At 69.7% G+C, this 22,908-nt stretch carries 21 protein-coding genes; 15 read left to right on the top strand and 6 right to left on the bottom strand.

The window, feature by feature from the left end:
• Positions 1 to 28 precede the first annotated feature (28 nt).
• Positions 29 to 1,057, top strand: a complete 1,029-nt coding sequence (locus AACZ75_RS08410; RefSeq protein ID WP_339872395.1) for an adenosine kinase — start codon at positions 29 to 31, stop codon at positions 1,055 to 1,057.
• Here the strand turns inward: AACZ75_RS08410 and AACZ75_RS08405 are convergent.
• From AACZ75_RS08405 to AACZ75_RS08395, 3 genes are all read right to left on the bottom strand, one after another.
• Positions 1,054 to 1,620: a Smr/MutS family protein gene (locus AACZ75_RS08405; RefSeq protein WP_339872394.1), complete on the bottom strand. Its 567-nt coding sequence runs from the start codon at positions 1,618 to 1,620 to the stop codon at positions 1,054 to 1,056. The genes AACZ75_RS08410 and AACZ75_RS08405 overlap by 4 nt on opposite strands.
• Positions 1,620 to 1,871: a helix-turn-helix transcriptional regulator gene (locus AACZ75_RS08400; protein WP_339872392.1), complete on the bottom strand. Its 252-nt coding sequence runs from the start codon at positions 1,869 to 1,871 to the stop codon at positions 1,620 to 1,622. Before AACZ75_RS08400 ends, AACZ75_RS08405 begins: the two co-directional genes overlap by 1 nt.
• 91 nt (positions 1,872 to 1,962) lie before the next feature.
• Complete coding sequence (locus AACZ75_RS08395; RefSeq protein WP_339872391.1) at positions 1,963 to 2,571, bottom strand: DUF2975 domain-containing protein; 609 nt, start codon at positions 2,569 to 2,571, stop codon at positions 1,963 to 1,965.
• 435 nt (positions 2,572 to 3,006) lie between these two features.
• Here AACZ75_RS08395 and rdgB point away from each other — a divergent pair, with 435 nt between their 5' ends.
• Together rdgB and hemW are read left to right on the top strand one after the other, a co-directional pair.
• Positions 3,007 to 3,615, top strand: a complete 609-nt coding sequence (rdgB, locus tag AACZ75_RS08390) for an RdgB/HAM1 family non-canonical purine NTP pyrophosphatase (protein ID WP_339872389.1) — start codon at positions 3,007 to 3,009, stop codon at positions 3,613 to 3,615.
• A 16-nt stretch (positions 3,616 to 3,631) separates the two neighbouring features.
• A complete protein-coding gene (gene hemW, locus AACZ75_RS08385) occupies positions 3,632 to 4,774 on the top strand; it encodes a radical SAM family heme chaperone HemW (RefSeq protein WP_339872388.1) in 1,143 nt (380 codons plus the stop codon).
• Between the two features lie 12 nt (positions 4,775 to 4,786).
• Here hemW and AACZ75_RS08380 read toward each other — a convergent pair whose 3' ends face one another.
• Positions 4,787 to 5,281 (bottom strand): pyridoxamine 5'-phosphate oxidase family protein, encoded by a 495-nt coding sequence (locus tag AACZ75_RS08380; protein ID WP_339872387.1) that lies wholly within the window; start codon positions 5,279 to 5,281, stop codon positions 4,787 to 4,789.
• A gap of 212 nt (positions 5,282 to 5,493) precedes the next feature.
• On the opposite strand from AACZ75_RS08380, the gene AACZ75_RS08375 reads away from it, so the two are divergent.
• From AACZ75_RS08375 to AACZ75_RS08330, 10 genes are all read left to right on the top strand, one after another.
• Positions 5,494 to 7,047 (top strand): phospholipase D-like domain-containing protein, encoded by a 1,554-nt coding sequence (locus AACZ75_RS08375; RefSeq protein WP_339872386.1) that lies wholly within the window; start codon positions 5,494 to 5,496, stop codon positions 7,045 to 7,047.
• 159 nt (positions 7,048 to 7,206) lie between these two features.
• Positions 7,207 to 8,094, top strand: a complete 888-nt coding sequence (rsmI, locus tag AACZ75_RS08370; protein WP_339872385.1) for a 16S rRNA (cytidine(1402)-2'-O)-methyltransferase — start codon at positions 7,207 to 7,209, stop codon at positions 8,092 to 8,094.
• Positions 8,091 to 8,561, top strand: coding sequence for a YraN family protein (locus AACZ75_RS08365; protein ID WP_339872384.1), 471 nt, complete (start codon positions 8,091 to 8,093; stop codon positions 8,559 to 8,561). The genes rsmI and AACZ75_RS08365 overlap by 4 nt, the downstream gene beginning before the upstream one ends.
• Entirely contained in the window at positions 8,512 to 9,327 is an 816-nt protein-coding gene (locus tag AACZ75_RS08360) for a transglutaminase family protein (protein WP_339872383.1), read from the top strand. Before AACZ75_RS08365 ends, AACZ75_RS08360 begins: the two co-directional genes overlap by 50 nt.
• Positions 9,328 to 9,449: 122 nt before the next feature.
• Positions 9,450 to 10,394, top strand: coding sequence for a glutathione synthase (gshB, locus tag AACZ75_RS08355; RefSeq protein ID WP_339872381.1), 945 nt, complete (start codon positions 9,450 to 9,452; stop codon positions 10,392 to 10,394).
• 44 nt (positions 10,395 to 10,438) lie between these two features.
• Entirely contained in the window at positions 10,439 to 10,750 is a 312-nt protein-coding gene (locus tag AACZ75_RS08350) for a hypothetical protein (RefSeq protein WP_339872380.1), read from the top strand.
• A 114-nt stretch (positions 10,751 to 10,864) separates the two neighbouring features.
• The gene (locus AACZ75_RS08345) at positions 10,865 to 11,359 is read left to right on the top strand and encodes a hypothetical protein (RefSeq protein WP_339872379.1); all 495 of its coding nucleotides are present in this window, start codon (positions 10,865 to 10,867) and stop codon (positions 11,357 to 11,359) included.
• A 109-nt stretch (positions 11,360 to 11,468) separates the two neighbouring features.
• Positions 11,469 to 13,061 (top strand): YifB family Mg chelatase-like AAA ATPase, encoded by a 1,593-nt coding sequence (locus AACZ75_RS08340; protein ID WP_339872378.1) that lies wholly within the window; start codon positions 11,469 to 11,471, stop codon positions 13,059 to 13,061.
• 45 nt (positions 13,062 to 13,106) lie between these two features.
• A complete protein-coding gene (locus AACZ75_RS08335) occupies positions 13,107 to 14,657 on the top strand; it encodes a response regulator (protein ID WP_339872377.1) in 1,551 nt (516 codons plus the stop codon).
• A gap of 31 nt (positions 14,658 to 14,688) precedes the next feature.
• Positions 14,689 to 16,359: an MFS transporter gene (locus AACZ75_RS08330; protein WP_339872376.1), complete on the top strand. Its 1,671-nt coding sequence runs from the start codon at positions 14,689 to 14,691 to the stop codon at positions 16,357 to 16,359.
• A 46-nt stretch (positions 16,360 to 16,405) separates the two neighbouring features.
• Here AACZ75_RS08330 and AACZ75_RS08325 read toward each other — a convergent pair whose 3' ends face one another.
• Both AACZ75_RS08325 and dapF read right to left on the bottom strand, forming a co-directional pair.
• Positions 16,406 to 18,685 (bottom strand): NADP-dependent malic enzyme, encoded by a 2,280-nt coding sequence (locus AACZ75_RS08325; RefSeq protein WP_339872375.1) that lies wholly within the window; start codon positions 18,683 to 18,685, stop codon positions 16,406 to 16,408.
• 83 nt (positions 18,686 to 18,768) lie between these two features.
• Entirely contained in the window at positions 18,769 to 19,689 is a 921-nt protein-coding gene (dapF, locus tag AACZ75_RS08320; protein ID WP_339872374.1) for a diaminopimelate epimerase, read from the bottom strand.
• Positions 19,690 to 19,771: 82 nt separating this feature from the next.
• Here dapF and AACZ75_RS08315 point away from each other — a divergent pair, with 82 nt between their 5' ends.
• Together AACZ75_RS08315 and AACZ75_RS08310 are read left to right on the top strand one after the other, a co-directional pair.
• The gene (locus AACZ75_RS08315; RefSeq protein ID WP_339872373.1) at positions 19,772 to 20,572 is read left to right on the top strand and encodes an ion channel; all 801 of its coding nucleotides are present in this window, start codon (positions 19,772 to 19,774) and stop codon (positions 20,570 to 20,572) included.
• Positions 20,573 to 20,666: 94 nt separating this feature from the next.
• Positions 20,667 to 22,853: a prolyl oligopeptidase family serine peptidase gene (locus tag AACZ75_RS08310; protein ID WP_339872372.1), complete on the top strand. Its 2,187-nt coding sequence runs from the start codon at positions 20,667 to 20,669 to the stop codon at positions 22,851 to 22,853.
• The last annotated feature ends 55 nt before the right edge of the window (positions 22,854 to 22,908 follow it).

Raw genomic sequence — 22,908 nt, 5'->3', positions numbered from 1 at the left:
TCCGGGCGCGACCGCTAAGGGGCGCGCCATGACCCAGACAAACATTCCCGCCGCGACCCCCGCCCGCTTCGACGTCTGTGCCGTCGGCAATGCCATCGTCGACGTACTCGCCCCGTGCACGCCGGAGTTCCTCAGCGCCCAGGGCCTGGTCCCGGGCTCGATGTCGCTGGTCGACGAGATCCAGAGCGCCGCCCTGTATGACGCCATGGCGGCCGGCGTCGAGGTCTCGGGCGGATCGGCCGGGAATACGGTGGCGGGTATCGGCTCGTTTTCCGGACGCGCCGCCTATCTGGGCAAGGTCGCCGACGACACCCTGGGCCAGGTCTTCGCCCATGACATCCGTGCCGCCGGCGTGGCCTTCGACACCCCGGTCCTGACCGGCGGTGCGGGTACCGGCCGCTGCCTGATCAATGTCACCCCCGACGCGCAGCGCACCATGTCGACCTTTCTCGGGGCGGCAAACCAGCTGACCGTGGCCGACATCGATGCGGCGCTGATCGCCGACAGCGCCATCCTGTATCTGGAAGGCTATCTGTTCGATCCGGCCCCGGCCCGTGCGGCCTTCGAGGCCGCCGCCGAAGCCGCCCACGCCGCCGGTCGCAAGGTCGCCATCACCCTGTCGGATTCCTTCGTCGTCGGCCGCTGGCGCGTCGAACTTCTGGCCTTCATCGCGGCCTCGGCCGATATCGTCCTCGCCAATGAGAGCGAACTCCTGGCCTTGTTCGAGACCGACGATTTCGAGGCGGCCACGACCCGACTGGCCGCGCTGGTCGAGGTTGCCGCCGTCACCCGCAGCGCCGAGGGTTCGGTCATCGTGGCCGGCAATGAGCGGGTCGTGGTCAAGGCCGCCGCGGTCGACAAGGTCGTCGACACCACCGGGGCTGGTGACCAGTACGCCGCCGGCTTCCTGCTCGGTCTGGCGCGCGGCCTGACCCTGGCCGAGGCAGGCGCGCTCGGCTCGCTGGCGGCGGCCGAGGTCATCGCCCACTGGGGTCCGCGACCGATGACGTCGCTTGAGCGGCTGGCCGTCGCGGCTGGCCTGAAACTCGCGGCCTAACCCGGCCGTTTGATCGTCACATACAGAGCCCCGTCACCGCCGTGGTGGCGGGCCGCGGCGGCGTAGCCGGACACCACCCCCCGCAGGGCCGGGCCGGTCAGCCATTCATGGACCGAGCCGCGGATCACCCCGGTGCCGCCGCGCCGGCCCTGGCCGGTGATGACCAGCACCGCGCGATAGCCGCGCGCCTGGGCGGTGGTCAGGAAGGACGTCAGGGCGTCCTGGGCCTGGAACCGGCCATAGCCGTGCAGATCGATGCGGGCCTCGATCGGATCGCGTTCGCGCGACAACCGCCTCTGACGCCGGGGTTCGAGTGACTCCGGCACGCCGCGGGATGCGGATGGCCGGGCCGCGCCGGCCGCGGTCGCCGCCGGAGCGGCCGGCCGTGGACCCGGTTGGGGCGTCGGCCGGAGCGGAGCGGGCGTCGCGCCCGGATTCGCGACCGGGCCGGCGACGGCGATGCGCGGGGCCTTGACCGGTTTGGCCGGGCTGACCGAGCCTGTGACCCGGGTCCAGATCCGCCGGTCCTCGGGAGTCAGGTCCCCGCCGCGTCGCGTGACCATCAGGCGTCGTCGTCTTCGTCGTCGAAGGCGCGGGCGGCGTCCTGCGGGCCCGGCTCATGCACGACCAGGTCCCCCGGCTGGCAGTTCAGTTCGCGGCACAGGGCGTCGAGGGTGGTGAAGCGAATGGCGCGGGCCTTGCCGGTCTTGAGGATCGACAGATTGGCCAGGGTGACGCCCACGCGATCGGCCAACTCGGTCAACGACATGCGTCGTTCGAGAAGGATGCGATCAAGCTGGATGCGGATGGCCATGAAATCTCTCTATCCCGCGGCATTTGCAGGGTCGACCCGGAGGCTGCCGTGTCGCGCCAAAACGTCATGTCTAGCGGCGCGCGCGGCCATGTCAGATGGTCAGTTCGGATTCGCGGCGCAGACGGGCCCCTTCACGGAACACTTCCGCCAGGACGAAGACGACAAGGACCGAAAACACCGGGGTCAGCAGATCCGTGAAACCCTGGGGGTCCATGATGCCGGGGGCCAGGCGGTCGGCGACCAGGCCCTGGGCCAGCCACTTGCCGCCGGTGACCACGGCCAGGATCAGGCCGATCTGGCGCAGTCGGCGCACATTGGGCGGCTGGAACGGATCGCCAAGGGTCAGGGTGCGGAAGATCATCCGCAGGTTACGCAGGATCAGCATGAAGCTGCCGAAAAAGGCGGCGAAGGCCCCGACGCCGAACAGCAGAAGCGGGCGGGTCAGGGGTTGTTGCAGGCCGCCGGAATCGTCGGAGACGGTCAGGTTGAGGTTGGCGAACGGAATGAAGACCGCGGCGATCAGCATCAGGACCAGGCCGCCGGTGATGACACCCAGCAGGATATAGGCGACATCCAGCGCGATCTTGAGCAGGCTGGAGACCGAGCCGGGTCCGAGGGTTTTCAGATTGGGGGCGCGCAGACCCCTGTCCGACAGGCGGGGCAGGTGGAACCCGAGAGATGAGAACGTCGGGCGGCGCATGCGGTAGACCTCGGGTCGGGTGGCGGGGCGCGATTACCGCGTGGGGTCCGACCGACCCTCACGCGGTATAGTCTTCGCGGGCTTTGGCGACGGCGTCAAAGCGGCGACGATCAAAATGCCTGGACCAGGCACGCGACCAGGGCGGTCGGCAGGGCGGCCAGCAGGGCGGCATTGACGATCGCGTGGCCGACCTTTTCCATCCACAAAGAGGCGCTCATGGTATCCATCGTCTTTCTCCATCTATTTGGTGGGGGTCGTTTTTGCCCCCGATCCAGTTAACCGCTGCAAGTCTGTTGCTCTTGTTGGCAATCAGGGGAACGGTGCGGCTGCCGTTCTTGAGGATCATAGATAGGCCGTGCGTGCCGGGAAGTCATGTTACATATCGTTTAACGATATTAAACTTTGGCAAGGATTTGTTGCGAGGGCGTGATCAGAATGAATCTGAAATTAATCAAGGGAATGCGGTTGGTCGCGGCCACGCATAACCCCGGCAAGGCGCGGGAGATCGCGGCGTTGCTGGACGGAAATTACGAGATCGTCACGGCGGCGGCGCTGAATGTGCCCGAACCGGACGAGACCGAGAGCAGTTTTGCCGGCAATGCCATGCTGAAGGCCCGCCATGCGGCGGCCTTTACGGGTCAGGTCAGCCTGGCGGACGACTCCGGCCTGTCGGTGGCGGCGCTGGACGGGGCCCCGGGGATCTTCTCGGCGCGCTGGGCCGGTCCGGACAAGGATTTCAGCCAGGCCATGGCCAAGGTCGAGGAACGGCTGGAGGAGGCCGGGTCCCGGGATCGCAGCGCCTGGTTCACCTCGGCCCTGGCCGTGGCCTGGCCGAACGGCCCCTGTGTCGTGGTCGAGGGCCGGGTCGACGGCCAGCTGACCTTCCCGCCGCGCGGTGACCGGGGCTTCGGCTATGATCCGATCTTCATACCCGACGGCCACGACCAGACCTTTGGCGAGATGGAACCCGCGGCCAAGGACGCGATGAGCCACCGGGCCCGGGCCTTCGCGCTGCTGAAGGCGGCCCTGATTGACGCGGACTAGCGGGCCTGTGGACAATTTGGGGGATAACCTCGCCCTCTATGTGCACTGGCCCTATTGCGCGCGCATCTGCCCCTATTGCGACTTCAACGTCGTGCGCGACCGGGGCCGGGTCGCGGAACAGGCCGGGCTGGTCGAGGCGATCCTTGCCGATATGGCGGCGCAGGCCGTCCTGACCGGGCCGCGGCGGCTGGCCTCGATCTTCTTCGGCGGCGGCACGCCGTCGCTGATGGATCCGGCGGCGGTGGCGGCGGTGATCGCGCGGGCGAAGACCCTGTTCCCGCCGTCCGGTGTGATCGAGATCACGCTCGAGGCCAATCCGACCGACGCCGAGGCCGGGCGGTTCAGGGCCCTGGCCGAGGCCGGGGTCAACCGGTTGTCGATGGGGGTGCAGGCGCTGGACGACGCGGCCCTGGCCTTCCTCGGCCGCAACCATTCGGCCGATGAGGCGCGCCGCGCCGTGGCCGTGGCCGCCCGGGCCTTCGACCGGCTGTCGATCGACCTGATCTACGCCCGACCGGACCAGACGGTCGCCGGCTGGACGGCCGAGCTGACCGAGGCCCTGGCCATGGGGTTCGAGCATGTCTCGCCCTATCAGCTGACCATCGAGCCGACGACCGCCTTCGGCCGGGCCGTGGCGCGCGGAGCCTGGACCCCGCCGGACGAGGACACGGCCGCCGCCCTGTACGAGACCACCCAGACGGTGCTCGAGGGCGCGGGCTTCGACGCCTATGAGGTGTCCAACCACGGGCGCGGCGTCGCGGCCCGCTCGGCCCATAATCTGCACGTCTGGCGCGGCGGCGACTATCTGGGCCTCGGTCCCGGGGCGCACGGACGACTGACGCTGGACGGGGCGCGCACCGCCACCGTCGCCCATCGCGGCGTCACCGACTATGTCGCCGGCGTCGCTGCGGGCAGGCCGTGGCGCGAGCACGAGACCCTGGACCCGCGGGCGGCCGCCGAGGAACGGGTGCTGCTGGGGCTGCGCACGGTCGAGGGGGCGGCGCTGGACGATCTCGCGACGCTGGACCGCACCGGGACGACGGAGCCGCTGGCCGGGTTGATCCGCGACGGGTTCCTGACGGTGGAGGCAGGACGGGTCAGGGCGACGGCCACCGGCCGACCGGTGCTGGACGGTGTGCTGCGGGCGCTGCTGGTGTGACGCCGTCGTGCCTCAACCCCCGGCCGGTGCCGTCTCGCCGTCGCGATCCGCCACCCTGAAGGTCTGCGGATCGCTGCGGTCGTGCGCGACCCCGACCGCCGAGACGATGACGGGTCTGAAGCGCAGCAGGGCCACGGCGGCCCCGGACGGCGAATAGACATGCGCCTCGGGATAGCGCGCCAGCAGGCGCTGATTGAGGCTTTCCGCCGCCTCGGGGTCGGTGATCTCGACAACATGGCCGGCCATGGACAGGCCTGTGCTGCCGCCCCCGCTGCGCGAGCGGATCGCGATCGAGGCGCGGGAATCGGCCTGCAGATTGACGAATTTCTGGCTGGACCGGGCGATGGAGAAATAGAGGTCGAGACCCTCATTATAGTAGCCGACCGTCGTCGCCTGCGGCCAGCCGTCGTCACGGATGACGGCGATGGTCATCACCCGTTCGCGGTTCAGCAGGTCCACCACGGCCGCCTCGGCGCGACGGTGGAGTAGCGGCGGCGTCTCGGTCATCTCGGGCCCTCACTCGCAGCGGTTGCCTTCCCCTTATAGCACTCGCCGGCCCTTCCGGCCCAACCGGTCCGGTCGGACGGGGCTGACGCGCCGGCGTCAGGCCGCTCGACAGTGGTCGCGACCGGGGCCCCGGGGACCGCGCCGGAACCCGACGGCCTCCCCGGGGCTTCAAGGTCAGCCGGCGCGACGCGCGCCGCCATCCGCCGACGGCGATGACCGCGACCCTTCCGGAGACCTGGGTGATGCTGCTGAAAGAGGGGACCACCTGCTGGCAGGTCGGCACAGCGCCGCGCGCCGCCTTCCTGCTCGACATGGCCGACTATTTTCTCGCCGCCCGCGAGGCGATGACCCGGGCCAGACGTTCGATCCACCTGCTGAACTGGGCCTTTGACCCGGACACCCTGTTCGACCCCCAGCCCAATTGCACCGGGCCCGACTCCGACCGGTTCGCCGCCTTCCTCAAGGCCCTGGCCTGCAGTCGCCCGGAGCTGGATGTGCGGGTGCTGTGCTGGAAGTCGGCCCTGCCGGTCGCGGCGACCCAGGACTTCTTTCCGCTGAAGGCGCGCAAATGCTTTGCCGGCACGCCGGTCCAATTCGTGCTGGACGGGGCGCTGCCGATCGGGGCCTCGCACCATCAGAAGGTGCTGATCGTCGACGACGCCGTGGCCTTCTGCGGCGGCGGCGATATCGGACCCGATCGCTGGGACACGGCGGAACACCGCGACGACGATCCCCGGCGCGAGAAAACGCCCCGCGATCATCAATGCTTCGACTCGCGCCACGAGGTGATGACCCTGGTCGACGGCGCGCCGGCCCGGGCGCTGGGTCAGCTGTTTCGCGACCGCTGGCAGCGCGCCACCAGGGAAGCTTTGCCGGAGCCCGAGGCCATGGCACCGTCCGCCTGGCCGACCCGGGTCAAGCCTGATTTCCGCCGGGTCTCCGTCGGCCTGTCGCGCAGTGTCGCGGCCTGGCGACAGGTGGGACAGGTGCGCGAGAGCGAGGCGCTGTATCTGGCGGCCTTCGCCGCCGCCAAGCGCTGCATCTATCTGGAGAACCAGTATTTCACCTCACCGATCATGGCCGAGGCCCTGGCCGCGCGCCTCGCCGAGCCGCGCGGGCCCGAGGTGGTCATCGTCTCGACCCAGCATTCGCCCAGCTATTTCGACCAGATGACCATGGACCGGACCCGGTCGATGTTTCTCAAGCGCCTGAAGGAGGCCGACAAACACGGCCGCCTCCATGCCTACAGCCCGGTCACCAATCTGGGTCGCACCATCATCGTCCACGCCAAGCTGGCGATCATCGACGATGTGCTGCTGCGCGTCGGGTCCAGCAACATGAACAACCGCTCGTTCGGCTTCGACACCGAGTGTGACCTGTCGATCGAGGCCGCGCGCGGGGCCGGTGGCACCGCGACGCGCGCCAGGATCACCGATATCCGCACCGGCATCCTGGCCCACTGGTTCGGCTGCGAGGCCGATATCGTCCGGACGGCGATCGACAGGGCGGGTCGGGTCGGCCGGGCCCTCGAGGCGCTGCGTCTGGCGGGCTACTGCCGTCTGCGGCCGCTGGAGCCGGAGGGGCTCGGTCCGATGGCCACCTTCATCGCCACCTTCCACCTGGGTGACCCGATCTCGCCGCAGGACTCATGGCGGCCGTGGACACGGCGGGCCCGGCTGAAAGCCAGCCTCGCGGCGGCGGCCCGCAGGGTGGCGCGCGCCGGCCTGCCGACCCCGCCGCGCCGGCTGAGCAGGAAATCGGTCTAGTGATGCGGCGTTGGTGCCCGCTCGGCTCATAATCCGCCCGTTTGGCGCGGCGGTCGAGGAGCAGGCGCGGCAACCCTCTCCCGGCGGGAGAGGGAGCAATATGTGCCCTTTGCCTCTCCGCCCTTGAGCCGCCCGCGCCCCGCTGGCACGGTCCCGGCGATGCCAGACTCCCAACACGATCCCGCGCCGTTCCCGCCGACCGCCCCGCCGCCGCGCCCCGTCGCGTCCGGCCTGTATCTGGTGGCGACGCCAATCGGAAACCTGCGCGACATGACGCTGCGGGCGCTGGATGTGCTCGCGGCGGCGGATCTGGTGCTGGCCGAGGACACAAGGGTCACCGGCAAGCTGCTGTCGGCCTATGGGATCAAGGCGAAGCTGGAACGGTGCGACGACCATGCCTCGGCCCGGGCGGCCGAGGGGGCGATCGAACGGCTGCGGGCGGGCGAGGTGGTGGCCCTGGTCTCGGACGCAGGCACGCCGATGGTCAATGATCCCGGCTTCGTCGTGGCCCGGGCGGTGATCGCGGCGGGCCTGCCGGTGCATCCGATCCCCGGGGCGTCCAGCCTGCTGGCGGCCCTGTGCATCGCCGGACTGCCGTCGGACCGGGTGCTGTTCGCCGGTTTTCTGCCGCCCAAATCCGGGGCGCGCAGGGCGATGCTGGAAGAATTGCGCACCGCGCGCCAGACGCTGGTCTTCTTTGAGAGCGGGCCGCGGCTGGCCGACAGCCTGGCCGATATGGCCGAGGTGCTCGGACCCCGGCCCGCCGCCGTGGCCCGCGAGCTGACCAAACTGTACGAGGAATGTGTGCGCGGCACCCTGGCCGAACTGGCCGTCGATCCGCGCTGCCAGGGGCCGAAGGGCGAGATCGTCGTGGTCGTCGGCCCCGGCGAGATGGAGGTGGCCAGCGCGGCCGATGCCGACGCGGCCCTGGCCGAGGCCCTGACCCGGCTGGCCCCGGGCGAGGCGGCGGCCGAGGTGTCGAAGGCGCTGAACCTGCCGCGCAAGCCGCTCTACAAGCGGGCGCTGGAGCTGCAGGGGCGGGGATGAAACGGCTGCGCCCCGGTCCGGCGCCGGTGCGGCCCGTGTCGGGCCGGCGGCGGGCGTCGGGGCAGGCGGCGCACCGCAGCGGCCATGCCGGGGAATGGCTGGCCGCCCTGTGGCTGATGGGCCGCGGCTACCAGATCCTGGGCTTTCGCCTGAAGAGCCGGGCCGGGGAGATCGATATTCTCGCCCGACGGGGAAAGATCCTGGCGGTGGTCGAGGTCAAACGCCGGGCGACGCTGGCGGCGGCCCTGACCGCCCTGGGCCCGCAGCAGCTGGCGCGGCTGCGCGCCTCGGCCCGGGCGGTGGCGCGCGGACGGCCCGCTCTGGCGGGCCTGACCCTGCGGCTGGATATGGTGGCGCTGGCCCCCGGACGCTTTCCGCGTCATGTTAAGGATATCGAGACCGGGGGGCCCGATTTCCGTGATCCATCAGGACGCGACCACGACCTTGACGGCGGCCGGACTGGCTGACGACGACGATTTTCCGTTGCTCGAGGCGGCGATCGCCTGTGCCCTGCATGACGATCCGATGCGCGAGGCCGAGCCGGTGCGGCTGCTGGCGCGGCAGGCGGCCGAGCGGCTGCTGGAGCGGATCGGCGGGGAGCCGGTCGAGGACGCCCTGACCGAGACCCTGTCGGCGGAGCTGCGGCTGACCGGGGATCTGATCCACGGCGGCGACCCGGCCAATACCGACATCATCGCCGTGGCCGAGCGGCGGCGTGGCCTGTCGGTGGCCCTGGCGGTCTTCTATCTGGACGCGGCCCGGCAGGCGGGCATACCGGCCACGGGGGTCGACTTTCCCGGCCATTTCCTGATCCGCGTCGAGACGGCCGACGGGCCGGTGGCGCTGGACCCGTTCAGCCAGGGCCAGCTGGTGCTGCCGTCGGAGCTGACGCGCCGGGCCCTGTGCGCCGGCCTGACCCCGCATGTCGCCGACCGGCTGGACCTGCTGATGGCCCCGGTGACGGCGCGCCAGGCCCTGATCCGGCTGCAGGCCATGCAGTTCAGCCGGGCCATCGCCGCCGGTGACTGCAAGGCGGCCGAGCGTTCGGCCCTGCGCCGGGCCCTGCTGGACCCGGACGATCACCGGCCGTGGCTGGACGTGGCGGCGGCGCGCGAACGCTGCGGGGCCCTGACCGGGGCGATGGAGGCTTTGGCCCGGGCCGAGGACCTGGACGGCCCGGCCCTGGTCCGGCGCCAGACCAGTCTCGACCGGGTCCGGCTGCAGCTGAATTGAGGGAATCCGGTCCGGCGTTGGCCCCGCCCCCTTGAGACCGGGCCCGCGGCTGGTCACATAGGGACCGGTCCGTCGCCCGGGCTGCCTGACGCCTCCACCCGACGCCGACAAAGGAATTCCGCATGCTCAAGGTCGCGATCCAGATGGACCCCATGGAGGCGGTCGACATCCTGGCGGACACCACCTTCATGATGGCGATGACGGCCCAGGACCGGGGCTATCCGCTGTGGGTCTATGATTTCCGCACCCTGGCGCTGGAGGAGGGCCGGCTGTTCTGCCGGGCCCGGCCGATGACGGTGCGGGCCGTGGCCGGGGACCATGTGACCTTCGGCGACGCGGTGCGGCTGGACCTGGGCGAGGACGTCGACGTCATCCTGATGCGTCAGGACCCGCCGTTCGACATGGCCTATGTCACCGCCACCTATCTGCTGGAGACGGTCCATCCGAAGACTTTGGTGGTCAATGACCCGGCCGAGGTGCGCTCGGCCCCCGAGAAGCTGCTGGTCACGCAATTCCCCGGCCTGACGCCGCCGACCCTGATCAGCTGGGATCCGGTGGCCCTGACCGCCTTTCACAGGAAGCACGGCGATGTGGTGCTGAAACCCCTGCACGGGGCCGGGGGCTCGGGGGTGATCCGTCTGAAGGCGGACGATCCCAATCTGGACGCCCTGATCGAGATCCACGCCGTCGGCAGTCGCGACCCGCTGGTGATCCAGAAATTCCTGCCGGCGGTGTCGAAGGGCGACAAGCGCATCCTGCTGGTCGACGGCGAACCGGCGGGGGCCATCAACCGCATTCCGGCGGCCGGTCAGGTGCGCTCGAACCTGCACGTCGGCGGCACCGCGGCCCCGGTCGAACTGACCGCCCGCGACCGCGAGATCTGCGCCGCCATCGGCCCGACGCTGAAGGCGCGCGGCCTGATCTTCGTCGGCATCGATGTGATCGGCGACTGGATGACCGAGATCAACGTCACCTCCCCGACCGGGGCCCAGCAGCTGAAGGCATTTTCCGGCATCGACGCCGCCGCCCTGATGTGGGACGCGATTGAGGTGAAGCGGGCTGGGTGACAAGCGCGGCGGCGCAGGGCCGGGGTTGGACTGAAGGGTGATCCGTGGACTGGCTCAAATACCTCGCCCTTGTTGCTGCGATTTACGCCGTATTCTTTTTCCTCCCAGACCAGAATATCTGGAGAGCCTCCATGTTTTATGGTGCCCGGATGACCCGGGTATTGGAAGATTTCGATATCTGGAACAGGCGCAGGGTAGTCGTGTCCGTGGGCGGGCTTGTGCTGTCTGCGGTTGTGCCGGTCTTCTCGGGGGTGTCGCTGCTGATTCCGATAACGGTTTTCTGCGCCCTGGTGCTGTTGGCGGTGACGGACGTCTTGCAGGTTCGGGAGATTATCCGGCGTCATGCAGAGCAATGATGCGGTAGATTCCGGGGATTGTTGAGGGGACTACGTCAAGCGGTCTTCGCGTTAGCACGCTCGACGGCTGTACGGTTGGATCGCTCAATTCGCGCGTTACAGGGGTGGGTCCAGATGTCGAAGTCGTTGGCTCAAAAATCGGACGTTTGGAATAGTTCCGCGACCTACAGGCTGATGGCTGCGATTGCCGGGTTGGGGGCCTATTTTTCCCAGATGTATGATCCACCAGTCATACCCCGCGTTGCCGCCTATGGCCTCGTCGCAGTATCCGTGGGCTTGGTATATACCGCGATTGGAACTGGGACCGGGAAACGGGTCGAAAAGCTGAAGCCGTTGCTCCTGGATTCCGAGAAACAAATTTTATCAAGGATGAGGGTCGTTCAGTGGCCGATGACCTTGTTCTTGCTGATGGCAATAACCCTTCCATGGGTCATGAAACTATTGACTGCTCGATTTGATATCGCCAACTACAACTCAATAATACTGATGGATTTTGGATTCCTGTTGGGACTCTTTCTATTGGGGGCTTTGGTGAAACGCAGTGAACTGAGTGTCTACAGGCGAGCTGAGATGCGCTTGAGCGACCCAGGCGGCGCGCCGACGGGCTGACGCCGATCCGCTCCCCCGGGGTTCCGTATTCTGCTGATCGCCGGTCCGGCATCCCTTGATCTTCAAAACAGTTCGTGATTTGTTCTTTCCCGTATAACGGGAGGGGGCGATGGTCGCTCGCGTGGTGACGGTGGCGTTCGACGGGGTCGAGGCGCGCCGGGTCGATGTGCAGGTGCAGCTGGTCGGGGCGGCCCAGCCCAGTTTCACCATCGTCGGCCTGCCGGACAAGGCGGTGGCCGAGAGCCGTGAGCGGGTGCGCGGGGCCTTTGCCGGCATCGGCCTGGGCCTGCCGCCGAAACGGATCATCGCCAACCTGGCCCCGGCCGACCTGCCCAAGGAGGGCAGTCATTTCGACCTGGCCATCGGCCTGGTGCTGATGGCGGCCCTGGGGGTGATCACGCCCGATGCGCTGGACGGCTGGGCCGCGATCGGCGAACTGGGGCTGGACGGCCGGATCGCCCCGGTCGGCGGGGCCCTGCCGGCGGCGGTGGCGGCCTCGGCCATGGGGCTGGGCCTGATCTGCCCCGAGGCCAACGGGCCCGAGGCCGCCTGGGCCGGGGAGGTCGCCATCCTCGCCCCGCGTTCGCTGATCGGGCTGATCAACCATTTCAAGGGCAGCCAGGTGCTGCGCCCGCCCGAGCCGGGACCGGTGCGGGCCGGCGGGGCCGTGCCCGACCTGCGCGAGGTCAAGGGTCAGGAGAGCGCCAAACGCTCGCTCGAGATCGCCGCCGCTGGGGGCCACAACCTGCTGTTCGTCGGCCCGCCAGGCTCGGGCAAGTCGATGCTGGCGCAACGGCTGCCGGGCCTGTTGCCGCCCCTGACCCCGGCCGAACTGCTGGAGACCTCGATGGTCTGGTCCGTGGCCGGGCTGATCGAGCGCGGGGCCCTGACCCGGGACCGGCCGTTCCGCAGTCCGCACCACTCAGCCAGTATGGCGGCCCTGACCGGCGGCGGGCTGAAGGCGCGGCCGGGCGAGGCCTCGCTGGCCCACAATGGCGTGCTGTTCCTCGATGAACTGCCGGAATACAGCGCCCAGGCGCTGGACAGTCTGCGCGCCCCGCTGGAGACCGGCGAGATCGTGGTGGCCCGGGCCAATGCCCATATCCGCTATCCGGCCCGGTTCCAGCTGATCGCGGCGATGAACCCGTGCCGCTGCGGCATCGGCGGCGGCGGGCGCGGGGCCTGCGGCAAGGCCCCGCGCTGCCAGCGCGACTACCAGAACCGGATCTCCGGCCCGGTGTTCGACCGCATCGACCTGACGGTCGAGACGCCGCCGGTCACCGCCGCCGACATGGCCCTGCCGCCGCCGGCCGAGGGCACGGCCGAGGCCGCCGCCCGGGTCGCCGTGGCCCGGGGCCTGCAGGCCGAGCGGGCGCGGGCGGCGGGGCTGGCCCCCGATCAGGCGTTGAATGCCCGCGCCTCGGGCGAGACCCTGGAGCGGTTCGCGGCCCCCGATGCACCGGGCCGGGCCCTGCTGATGCGGGCGGGTGAGGCCGGGGGTCTGACGGCGCGGGGCTGGGTGCGGACGCTGCGGCTGGCCCGGACCATCGCCGATCTGGAAGGGGCGAGCGGGGTGGTGCGCCGCCATATCGCCGAGGCCCTGGTGCACCGGCGCACCCCGGTGGGGCCGGGGACCGGCGACGCCCTGCCGTGGTCGGGATCCGGGGTGGCGACGGACTCGATCGCGCAGGTCCCGCCTTGAGCCGCCCTTAACGGTTGTGCGCCATGGTGGCGGTCGGAGATCGACATGACACGACCGGCGAAGAATATCGCAAAGGCCATCGCAGCGACGGTGGCGCCGCCCGACGGGGCCGAGCAGCAGTTCCTGCGCCTGATGAGTCACGAGATGCGCACCCCGCTGAACGGGGTCATCGGCATGCTGGGCCTGCTGACCCGGACCCGGCTGGACGGGGCGCAGCGCGCCTATGCCGAGGCGGCGCGCGAGTCGGCCGAGCACCTGCTGGGCCTGGTCAACGACCTGCTGGACTATGCCCGGCTGGAGGCCGGCAAGCTGGAGTTCGACTCCGCCCCGGTCGATGTCGAGACCCTGGTGCGCAGTGTCGCCGAACTGCTGAGCCCGCGGGCCCACGAGAAGGGGCTGGAGCTGGTCTGGTCGGTCGCCCCCGACGCCGTCGATGTGATGGCCGACGAGGGCCGCCTGCGCCAGGTGCTGTTCAACCTGGCCGGCAATGCCGTCAAATTCACCGAGACCGGCGGGGTCCACATCACCGTCGAACGCGTGCCCCGGGCCGGCAACCGCCCGCGGCTGGCCTTCATCGTCGACGACACCGGGCCGGGTATTCCGGCCGAGGCGCGCGCCCGCATCTTCGAGGAGTTCGGCCATGTCGACGCCTCGGACGCCACCCGCTTCGGCGGGGCCGGCCTGGGCCTGGCGGTGGTCAAACGCCTGGCCGACGCCATGGGCGGCAAGGTCTCGGTCGGTCACCGCGGCAAGAGCCCGGGTTCGCGCTTCCGGTTCGAGGCCAGCTTCACCGCCGCCGCCGACCGGCCCGAGCGCGGCCGGCCGCTGGAGGGCCGGCGCGTCGCCGTGCTGTCGCCCGACGACATGGTGCGCCAGGCCGCGATCGACCAGATCGAGGCCTCGGGCGGCAAGGTCCACCCGGCGGCCCCGGTCGTGCTGGTCGACCACGCCCTGGCCGCCGTCGCCGGGGAGTCCCTGGCCCCGCGGCCCGAAACGGGCCGGGCCATCGTGCTGCTGCGCCCGTCGGAACGGGACCTGATCGCCCGCTACCGCACCGCCGGCTTCCAGGGCTATCTGATCAAGCCGCTGCGCCGCGCCTCCCTGGCCGAGCGGGTGCTGGCCGTGACCAGCCCCTCGGCCGGTCACACCCCCGGCCAGCCGCCGCCGCCGTCGGCCGATGACGACCGGGTGGCCACCGTCCGCTTCGCCGGCACCCGGGTGCTGCTGGTCGAGGACAATCCGGTCGGGGCGCTGCTGGCCGCGACCCTGCTGCGGCGCGAGGGCTGCGCCGTCGAGACCGCCGCCAACGGCCACGAGGCCGTCGCCGCCCTGACCCGGGCCCGCTACGACCTGGTGTTCATGGACATGCGCATGCCGGGCATGGACGGTCCGACCGCGACCCGGGCGATCCGGGCCCGCGGCGACGCAACCCCGATCGTGGCCCTGACCGCCAACGCCTTCGCCGAGGACCGCCGCGCCTGTCTCGAGGCCGGGATGGACGACCATCTGGTCAAGCCGCTGGCCCCCGAGAGCCTGCGCCGGACACTCGCCCGCTGGACGAACCGGCAAACCCGCGCCAAGGTCGTCGGCGAATAGAGGGCGCGGGGCGTCCAGGAGAGACGCTTCGATGACCGAGACACCCGCCGTCCCGACGGCCGATGAGGATATCGCTCCCAAGGGACTGGCGGTGCTGAAGGCGGCCTTCCGCGATCGCCGCACCCTGGCCATGCTGTTGCTGGGCTTCTCGGCGGGCCTGCCCTTCACCATGCTGATCGGCACCCTCAACGCCTGGCTGGGCGAGGCCGGCGTGTCGATCGCCACGATCGGCATATTGTCGTGGATCGGCCTGTTCGCCGCCTTCAAATTCCTGTGGTCGCCGCTGGTCAACCTGTTCCCGCCGGTGATCGGCCGGCGGGTGGGGCGACGGCGCTCGTGGCTGCTGGGGTGCCAGCTGATCATCGGCGGGGCCCTGCTGGTGATCGCGGTCTCCAGTCCCGAGGGCGGCACCCTGGGCCTGCTGGCCGGGGCCGCGGCCCTGGGGGCCTTCGCCTCCGCCACCCAGGACATCGTCATCGACACCTGGCGCATCGAGGTCGCCGGGCCGGGCGCACCGATCGACCTGCTGTCGACCATCTACCAGTTCGGTTTCCGCACCGCGGCCCTGGTCGGCGGGGCCGGGGCCCTGCTGCTGGCCGATGTCGCCGGCTGGCCGGCCACCTTCACCATCGCCGGCCTGCTGATGGGCCTCGGCCTGCTGGGCACGATCATCGCCCCCGAGCCGGAACCAGCCCCGCCCCAGGCCATCGCCAAGGAGCGGCTGGGGTCGCCGAAACTGCGGCTGTTCGCCCTGATCGCCACCCTCGCCGCCTGGGGCTGGGCCGCCTTCATGCTGGTCAATTTCATGGTCACGGCCCTGAACACCTCGCCGGCCCCGAGCGCGACCGAATTCACCGCCAGCTGGGGGCCGTGGATCATCGCCGCCGCCGTCCTGCTGCCGTGCGGCCTGGCCGGCTTCGTGGTCTGGCGCGGTCGCCAGCCCACGCCCGCGACCGACACCCGCCCGCTGGTGACCACCCTGTACGACGCCATCCTGGCCCCGCTGGTCGAGCTGATGGGGCGTCTGGGCTGGGGCGCGCTGATCGTGCTGGGCCTGATCCTGACCTACCGGATCACCGACGGCGTCTGGGGCCCGTTCGCCTATCCCTTCTACATGGGCGATGTCGGCGGCGCCCTCGGGCACACCAAGACCGAGGTGGCCCTGGCCTCCAAGACCTTCGGCGTGGTCATGACCATTCTCGGCATCGGCCTCGGCGGCTGGGCCCTGCTGGTCATCGGCCGGATGGCGTCGCTGGTGATCGGGGCGGTGCTGGCCGCGGCGACCAATCTGCTGTTCGCCGACCTGGCCATGGGGGCCCCGGTGATCGGCGGCTTCATGGCCTCGACCGGCCTCTATGGGCTGTTCGGCGGTTTCGGCATCGGCGAGCCCATGGCGCGACTGATGCTGGCCATCGCCGGCGAGAACATCGCCGGGGGCTTCGCCGGGGCCGCGTTCGTGGCCTATCTGTCGGCCCTGTCGAGCAAGATGTTCGGCGCGGTGCAGTTCGCGGTCTTCACCTCACTGGCCCTGCTGATCGGCACGCTCGGGCGGGGTGCGCTGGGCGAGATGATCGAGGTGCACGGCTTCGCCTGGGTGTTCGTCTTCGCGGCCGCCCTGGGCGGGGTGACCGTGATCTTCTGCATTCTGGAGTGGATCCGCCTGACGGCCGGGCGGCGCAAGACGGGCGCGGCGGCCGGCTGAGCCGCGGGATCGCCGGCCGGTGCGACCCGGCCGGCGGCCCGACGGCCTAGTTGTCGTGCAGGAGGCCTTCCTCATAGGCGGCGAAGGTGGCGGCGGTGATCATTTCGCTGACCGAGGCCCCGAGCGAGACGATCTGCACCGACTTCTCGAGCCCGACCAGCAGCGGGCCGATCACCGTCGCCCCGCCGAGCGCCTGGACCAGACGCGTCGAGATCGAGGCTGAATGGATGCCGGGCATGACCAGGACATTGGCGTCCTTGGACAGGCGCATGAACGGATAGGCCGAGCGGGCCTCGGGATCGAGCGCCAGTTCGGCCGGCATCTCGCCCTCGTATTCGAAGTCGACGCCCTTCTGGTCGAGGATGCGGATGGCCTCGCGCACCATCTCGCCGCGGTCGCCCGGGGGGTCACCGAAGGTCGAATAGGACAGGAAGGCCACGCGCGGATTGCGCCCCATGCGCCGCACGGTGGCAGCGGCCTGGATGGCGATCTCGGCCAGTTCGACGGCGTCGGGCAGTTCGTGGATCGAGGTGTCGGCCACGAACAGGGTGCGCCCCCTGGCCAGCACGATCGACAGGCCGACCAGGCGCGAGGTGACGTCGAGGACGCGCCGGACCTCCTTCAGCACCATGTTGAAATTGCGGGTCGTGCCCGTGACCACCGCATCGGCGTCGCCCTGGGCCAGCATGGTCGCGGCGAAATAGTTGCGGTCCTGGTTGATCATCCGCTGCACGTCACGGCGCAGATAACCGCGCCGTTGCAGCTTGCCATAGAGGAAGTCCGTGTACTGATCGTTCTTCTCGGACACGCGGGCATTGACGATCTCGATGCCCAGCTCGTCGAAATTCAGCCCGGCCTCGGTGGCGTTCTGGCGGATCAGATCCTCACGCCCGACCAGGATGGGCGTGCCCAGCTCGGCCTGTTTGAAGGCCCAGGCGGCGCGGATGACCGTGGTCTCCTCGCCCTCGGCGAAGACGATCCGCTTGTTCGGGGCGGCGCGCACGGCCGAGGCGATCTTCTGCATCAGGGCGGCCGAGGGGTCGACGCGCTGGCGCAGCTGGATGCGGTAGGCATCCATGTCCTCGATCGGCTTGCGGGCCACGCCGCTGTCCATCGCCGCCTGGGCGACGAAGGGCGGGATGTACCAGATCAGGCGCGGGTCGAACGGCGACGGGATGATGTAGTCCGGACCGAATTTCAGCTTGCGGCCGCGATAGGCGACAGCGACCTCGTCGGGCACATCCTCGCGCGCCAGCAGGGCCAGGGCCTGGGCGCAGGCGACCTTCATCTCGTGATTGACCCGACGGGCCCGCACATCGAGCGCGCCGCGGAAGATGTAGGGGAAGCCGAGGACGTTGTTGACCTGGTTGACATAGTCGGAGCGGCCGGTGGCCATGATGGCGTCGGAGCGGACCGAGGCGACGTCCTCCGGCGTGATCTCCGGATCCGGATTGGCCATGGCGAAGATGATCGGATTGGGGGCCATCGAGGCCACCATCTCCTTGGTGATCGCGCCCTTGGCCGACAGGCCCAGCACCACATCGGCCCCGACCATGGCCTCGGCCAGGGTGCGGTGCGGGGTGTCGGTGGCGTGGGCCGCCTTCCACTGGTCGACGTTGTCGCGGCCCTTGTAGACGACCCCGTCGCGGTCGACGATGACGGTGTTCTCGGCCCGGACCCCGACGGCCTTCATCAGGCCGATCGAGCTCAGGCCCGCGGCCCCGGCCCCGGCCAGGACGACCTTGATGTCCTCGAGCTTCTTGCCGGTGATGTGGCAGGCGTTGATCAGGCCGGCCGTCGAGATGATGGCGGTGCCGTGCTGGTCGTCATGGAAGACCGGGATGTCGAGCAGGTCCTGCAGCTCGCTCTCGATGACGAAACATTCGGGGGACTTGATGTCCTCCAGATTGATGCCGCCCCAGGTGTCACCGATGTTCTTGACCACGGTGATGAATTCGTCCGGGTCCGTGGCCTTGACCTCGACATCGAAGCTGTCGACGTCGGCGAAGCGTTTGAACAGCACCGCCTTGCCCTCCATCACCGGCTTGGAGGCCATGTGCCCGAGGTTGCCCAGGCCGAGGATGGCGGTGCCGTTGGAGATGACGGCGACCAGATTGCCCTTGGAGGTATAGTCATAGGCCTTGTCGACATCCGCGGCGATGGCCAGCACGGGGATCGCCACCCCCGGCGAATAGGCCAGCGACAGGTCGCGCTGGGTCGCCATCGGCTTGGTCGGGGCCATGGAGATCTTGCCCGGCGTCGGATTGCGGTGGAACTCCAGCGCGTCCTCGTCGGAGAAGGTCTGTTTTTCGGTCAGGTCGGGCATCAGCGTCTTTCCGGGGGCTCGGGGGGCGTCATCTGTTCCTAGAGCGGGCGACGGGGGGCGACAACCGGCCCCCGTCGTATTCCTTACCCGGGGTCAGGTTTGAGGGTCAGGATGCCGGTGCGTTCGATCTCGACCGGGCCGGTCATGAAGACGTGGCCGGTGGCCTCGTCCCAGGCGATCGTCAGGGTGCCGCCGTCGACCTCGACCGTGGCCGAGCGGCCGGTCAGACCCCGGCGGCTGGCCGCGACCAGGGCGGCGCAGGCCCCGGTGCCGCAGGCGCGGGTCAGGCCGGCCCCGCGCTCCCACACCCGCAGGCGGATGCGGTCCGGGGCCAGGACGTGGGCGAAGCCGACATTGACCCCCTCGGGAAACAGCGGGTGGTGCTCGATCAGCGAGCCGGAGCCGGTGACGAAGGCGTCGTCCTGCCGGTCGGTGAAGAAGACCACATGGGGATTGCCCATCGAGACGGCTCCGGGCGTGTGCAGCAGCGGGGCGTCGATCGGCCCGACCTGCAGCTCGATGCCCGTGGTGTCCATCGCCTCCTCCAGCGGGATCTCGGTCCAGTCCAGCCGCGGCGCGCCCATGTCGACCTTAATCCGGGCCGCGCTCGTCGACCCCCCGATCGGGTCGGGCGGATCTGACGCTTCGCGCCGCCCGTCGGGTCCCGATCCGACGCGGCCCGGAACGCGCCAGGCCGTGGTCGGGCCGCCGAGGGTGTCGAGGGTGACCTGGTCCTTGCCGGTCGACTGCATCAGCAGCCAGCCGACGCAGCGCAGGGCATTGCCGCAGGTCTCGACCGCGCCGCCGTCGGCGTTCCACACCCGCATGAAGGCGTCGGCGCGGTCGGACGGCTCGATGGCGATCAGCTGGTCGCAGCCCGGGCCGGTGTCGCGGTCGGCGATGGCGCGCACCTGTGTCCCCGTCGGGGCGAAGGGGGTTTCGAGCGCATTGACGATGACGAAGTCATTGCCGGCGCCGTTCATCTTGACGAAGGGGCGTTGCATGGACCCCGAGCCTATAGACCGGGAACGTCCTGTGGCGAAGGGCGCTGTTTCCGCCGGCGGCGAAGCGCGGTATCGCTGGCGCATGAGCCGCGCTGACGATGTCGAAAAACCCGAAGGCCTGCGTCTGCGCGCGCGGGTCCGGGCCCTGTATCACGGCTCATCCGAGACCGCGGTCCGGTTCCGGCTGGCGGTGCTGGTCATTGACCTGCTGATTGTCGGCTTCTTCGTGGCGGCCCCGCTGCTGCGGAGCGAGGCCTGGGTCTTCTATGTCATCGACTATGTGATCGCCTTCCTGCTGGCGCTCGACCTTGCGGCGCGGGCCTGGGCCTTTTCCGACGTAAGGGCCTGGCTGAAGAAGCCGATCGTCTGGGTCGATCTGTTCATCCTGGCGACGCTGCTGTTCCCGGCCTGGCTGTTCAATCTCGGCTTCCTGCGGGTGCTGCGGCTGTGGACCCTGATCAATTCGGAATTCTTCTGGCGCACGATCGGCCGGCGCTATGACCAGACCCGGGTCGAGGACACGACCAAGGCGATCGTGGCCCTGGTGACCTTCGTCTTCGTGGCCACCGGCTTCGTCTACACCAGCTTCATGGGCCGCTATGAAGGCATCACCGGCTATATCGACGCCCTGTATTTCACCGTCACCAGCCTGACCACGACCGGCTATGGCGACATTCTGCTGCCGGGCAACTGGGGGCGGCTGGTGTCGATCGTGATCATGCTGGTCGGGGTGACCCTGTTCGTGCGCCTGGGGCAGACCCTGCTGATGCCGCACAAGGTCGTCTATCCCTGCCCGACCTGCGGCCTGCAGCGCCACGATCCCGACGCCGTCCACTGCAAGGCGTGCGGCGAGACCCTCTGCATTCCCGATCCCGGCCGCTGAATTGCGATGACAAAACCGTAAGGGACCGCGCATCGCCTTGTCCGGCGGCGGCCGGCGGTTAAGGTGCGGGCCCCCGCATACCGGAACCGCCCGCATGATCCGTCCCGCCGCCACGCTCGCCGTCCTTCTGGCATCCACCGCTCTCGCGACAGGCGTCATGGCCCAATCCCCCGCTTCCCCGCCCAATCCGCCGCTCGCCGAGGGGGCCTTCGCCACCTCGGACGCCACCGACCCGTATCTGTGGCTGGAAGAGATCGAGGGCGAGCGGGCCATGGCCTGGGTCAATGCCCACAACGCCCGGTCGCTGGGCGTCCTGCAGGGGGATCCCCGCTATGAGGCCCTGCACCGGCAGGCGCTGGAGATCGTGCAGTCGCGCGACCGCATACCCTATCCCGGCTTCAACGCTGACGGCACGCTCGACAATTTCTGGCAGGACGCCGAGCATGTGCGCGGCGTCTGGCGCACGACCGGCCTGGACAGCTATCGCCGCGCCGAACCGGAATGGGAGACCCTGCTCGACATCGACGCCCTGTCGGCGGCCGAGGGGCACAACTGGGTGTGGAAGGGCGCGACCTGCCTGCCGCCCGCCGAGACCCGCTGCCTCGTGTCCCTGTCCGACGGCGGCAAGGACGCGGTCACCATCCGCGAATTCGACCGCACCACGAAGACCTTCGTCGCCGACGGCTTCGTCCTGCCGGAGTCCAAGGGCGACGCCGCCTGGATCGACGCCGACACCCTGCTGATCGCCCGCGATTTCGGCGAGGGGTCGATGACCCGTTCGGGCTATCCGATGATCGTCAAACGGCTGCGGCGCGGTCAGACGATCGACCAGGCCGAGACCGTCTTCACCGGCCAGCCGGAGGACGTCTCGGTGTCCGGCTATGCCCTGCGCGACGCCGACGGGACGGTGCGGGCCACCCTGCTCAACCGCGGCGTCAGCTTCTATGAGAGCGAGACCTGGCGTCTGCACGCCGACGGCTCAACGACACAGCTGGCGCTTCCGGCCAAGGCGGACATCGAGGCCCTGGTCCAGGGTCAGCTGGTCATCACCACCAAACAGGACTGGACCGCCCCCTCGGGACAGGCGTTCCGGACCGGCGACGTGCTGGCCTGGCCGCTCGACGCCTGGCTGGCCGATCCGGCGACACCGGCGCGGCTGATCATCCGCCCCGGGCCGCGCGAGGCCATCGAGGGCATCCGGGCCACCCGCAACCGCCTGGTCGTGGCCCTGTTCGAGAACGTCCGCGGCGCGGTCCATGTCTATGCGCCGAACGCGGACGGCGACTGGGCCCGGATCCGTCTGGACCTGCCGCAGAACGTCACCGTCGGGGTCGGGTCGACCTCGGACCGCGACGACCAGGTGTTCGTCAGCGTCGCCGGCTATCTGAACCCGTCCAGCCTGTGGCTGGCCGATGCGGCCACCGGCGCGGTCGAACAGGTCAAGGCGCTGCCGGCCAAATTCAATGCCGACGGCATGACCGTGGACCAGTTCGAGGCCCGCTCGGCCGACGGCACGATGATCCCCTATTTCGTCGTCCATCGCGACGCCATGGCCAGCGACGGCGCGAACCCGACCCTGCTGTACGGCTACGGCGGTTTCCAGAACTCCCTGCTGCCCGGCTATTCGGCCACGGTCGGCAAGCTGTGGCTGGAGCGCGGCGGCGTCTATGTCGTGGCCAATACCCGCGGCGGCGGCGAGTTCGGCCCCAACTGGCACGACACGGCCCTGCAGGAGAACCGCCAGCGCGCCCATGAGGACTTCCAGGCCGTGGCCCTGGACCTGATCGCCCGCGACATCACCAGCCAGCCGCGACTGGGCATCATCGGCGGGTCCCAGGGCGGGCTGTTCATGGGCACGATGCTGACCCAGCGGCCGGACCTGATCAACGCCGCCGTCATCCAGGTGCCGCTGTTCGACATGCTGCGCTTCAACAAGCTGCTGGCCGGGGCCTCGTGGCAGGGCGAATACGGCAATCCGGACATCCCGGCCGAGCGGGCCTGGATCCAGGCCTATTCCCCCTATCAGAACCTGCGCGCCGGACAGCCCTATCCCGAGGTCTTCATCCATACCTCGACCAAGGATGACCGGGTCCATCCGGGCCACGCCCGCAAGGCGACGGCGCGGCTTGAGGAACTGGGCTATCCGGTGCTGTTCTACGAGAATACCGACGGCGGCCACGCGGCCGGCGCCAATCTGCGCGAGACGGCCCGGCGCATCGCGCTGGAATACACCTATCTGACGCGGCGGCTGATGGACACGCAGATCCCCGTGCCGGAGTAGGTCGTGCCTTCCTCCCCCTCCTTGGGGGAGGGGGACCGCGAAGGCCCCGGCCCCG

This window comes from uncultured Brevundimonas sp. (assembly GCF_963975535.1).
Lineage (GTDB): Bacteria > Pseudomonadota > Alphaproteobacteria > Caulobacterales > Caulobacteraceae > Brevundimonas.
Note: the sequence above shows the minus strand (reverse complement) of the source record. Positions and strands in the feature narration are given on the sequence as shown.

Bases quoted from the DNA above. Each gene is read 5' to 3' on its own strand.
- AACZ75_RS08325 (WP_339872375.1), bottom strand. From the start codon at position 18,685: ATGCCCGACCTGACCGAAAAACAGACCTTCTCCGACGAGGACGCGCTG.
- AACZ75_RS08310 (WP_339872372.1), top strand. From the start codon at position 20,667: ATGATCCGTCCCGCCGCCACGCTCGCCGTCCTTCTGGCATCCACCGCT.
- gshB (WP_339872381.1), top strand. From the start codon at position 9,450: ATGCTCAAGGTCGCGATCCAGATGGACCCCATGGAGGCGGTCGACATC.
- AACZ75_RS08365 (WP_339872384.1), top strand. From the start codon at position 8,091: ATGAAACGGCTGCGCCCCGGTCCGGCGCCGGTGCGGCCCGTGTCGGGC.
- AACZ75_RS08340 (WP_339872378.1), top strand. From the start codon at position 11,469: ATGGTCGCTCGCGTGGTGACGGTGGCGTTCGACGGGGTCGAGGCGCGC.
- AACZ75_RS08405 (WP_339872394.1), bottom strand. From the start codon at position 1,620: ATGGTCACGCGACGCGGCGGGGACCTGACTCCCGAGGACCGGCGGATC.
- AACZ75_RS08400 (WP_339872392.1), bottom strand. From the start codon at position 1,871: ATGGCCATCCGCATCCAGCTTGATCGCATCCTTCTCGAACGACGCATG.
- rsmI (WP_339872385.1), top strand. From the start codon at position 7,207: ATGCCAGACTCCCAACACGATCCCGCGCCGTTCCCGCCGACCGCCCCG.
- AACZ75_RS08395 (WP_339872391.1), bottom strand. From the start codon at position 2,571: ATGCGCCGCCCGACGTTCTCATCTCTCGGGTTCCACCTGCCCCGCCTG.
- AACZ75_RS08330 (WP_339872376.1), top strand. From the start codon at position 14,689: ATGACCGAGACACCCGCCGTCCCGACGGCCGATGAGGATATCGCTCCC.
- AACZ75_RS08410 (WP_339872395.1), top strand. From the start codon at position 29: ATGACCCAGACAAACATTCCCGCCGCGACCCCCGCCCGCTTCGACGTC.
- rdgB (WP_339872389.1), top strand. From the start codon at position 3,007: ATGAATCTGAAATTAATCAAGGGAATGCGGTTGGTCGCGGCCACGCAT.
- AACZ75_RS08315 (WP_339872373.1), top strand. From the start codon at position 19,772: ATGAGCCGCGCTGACGATGTCGAAAAACCCGAAGGCCTGCGTCTGCGC.
- AACZ75_RS08335 (WP_339872377.1), top strand. From the start codon at position 13,107: ATGACACGACCGGCGAAGAATATCGCAAAGGCCATCGCAGCGACGGTG.
- AACZ75_RS08345 (WP_339872379.1), top strand. From the start codon at position 10,865: ATGTCGAAGTCGTTGGCTCAAAAATCGGACGTTTGGAATAGTTCCGCG.
- AACZ75_RS08380 (WP_339872387.1), bottom strand. From the start codon at position 5,281: ATGACCGAGACGCCGCCGCTACTCCACCGTCGCGCCGAGGCGGCCGTG.
- dapF (WP_339872374.1), bottom strand. From the start codon at position 19,689: ATGCAACGCCCCTTCGTCAAGATGAACGGCGCCGGCAATGACTTCGTC.
- AACZ75_RS08375 (WP_339872386.1), top strand. From the start codon at position 5,494: ATGACCGCGACCCTTCCGGAGACCTGGGTGATGCTGCTGAAAGAGGGG.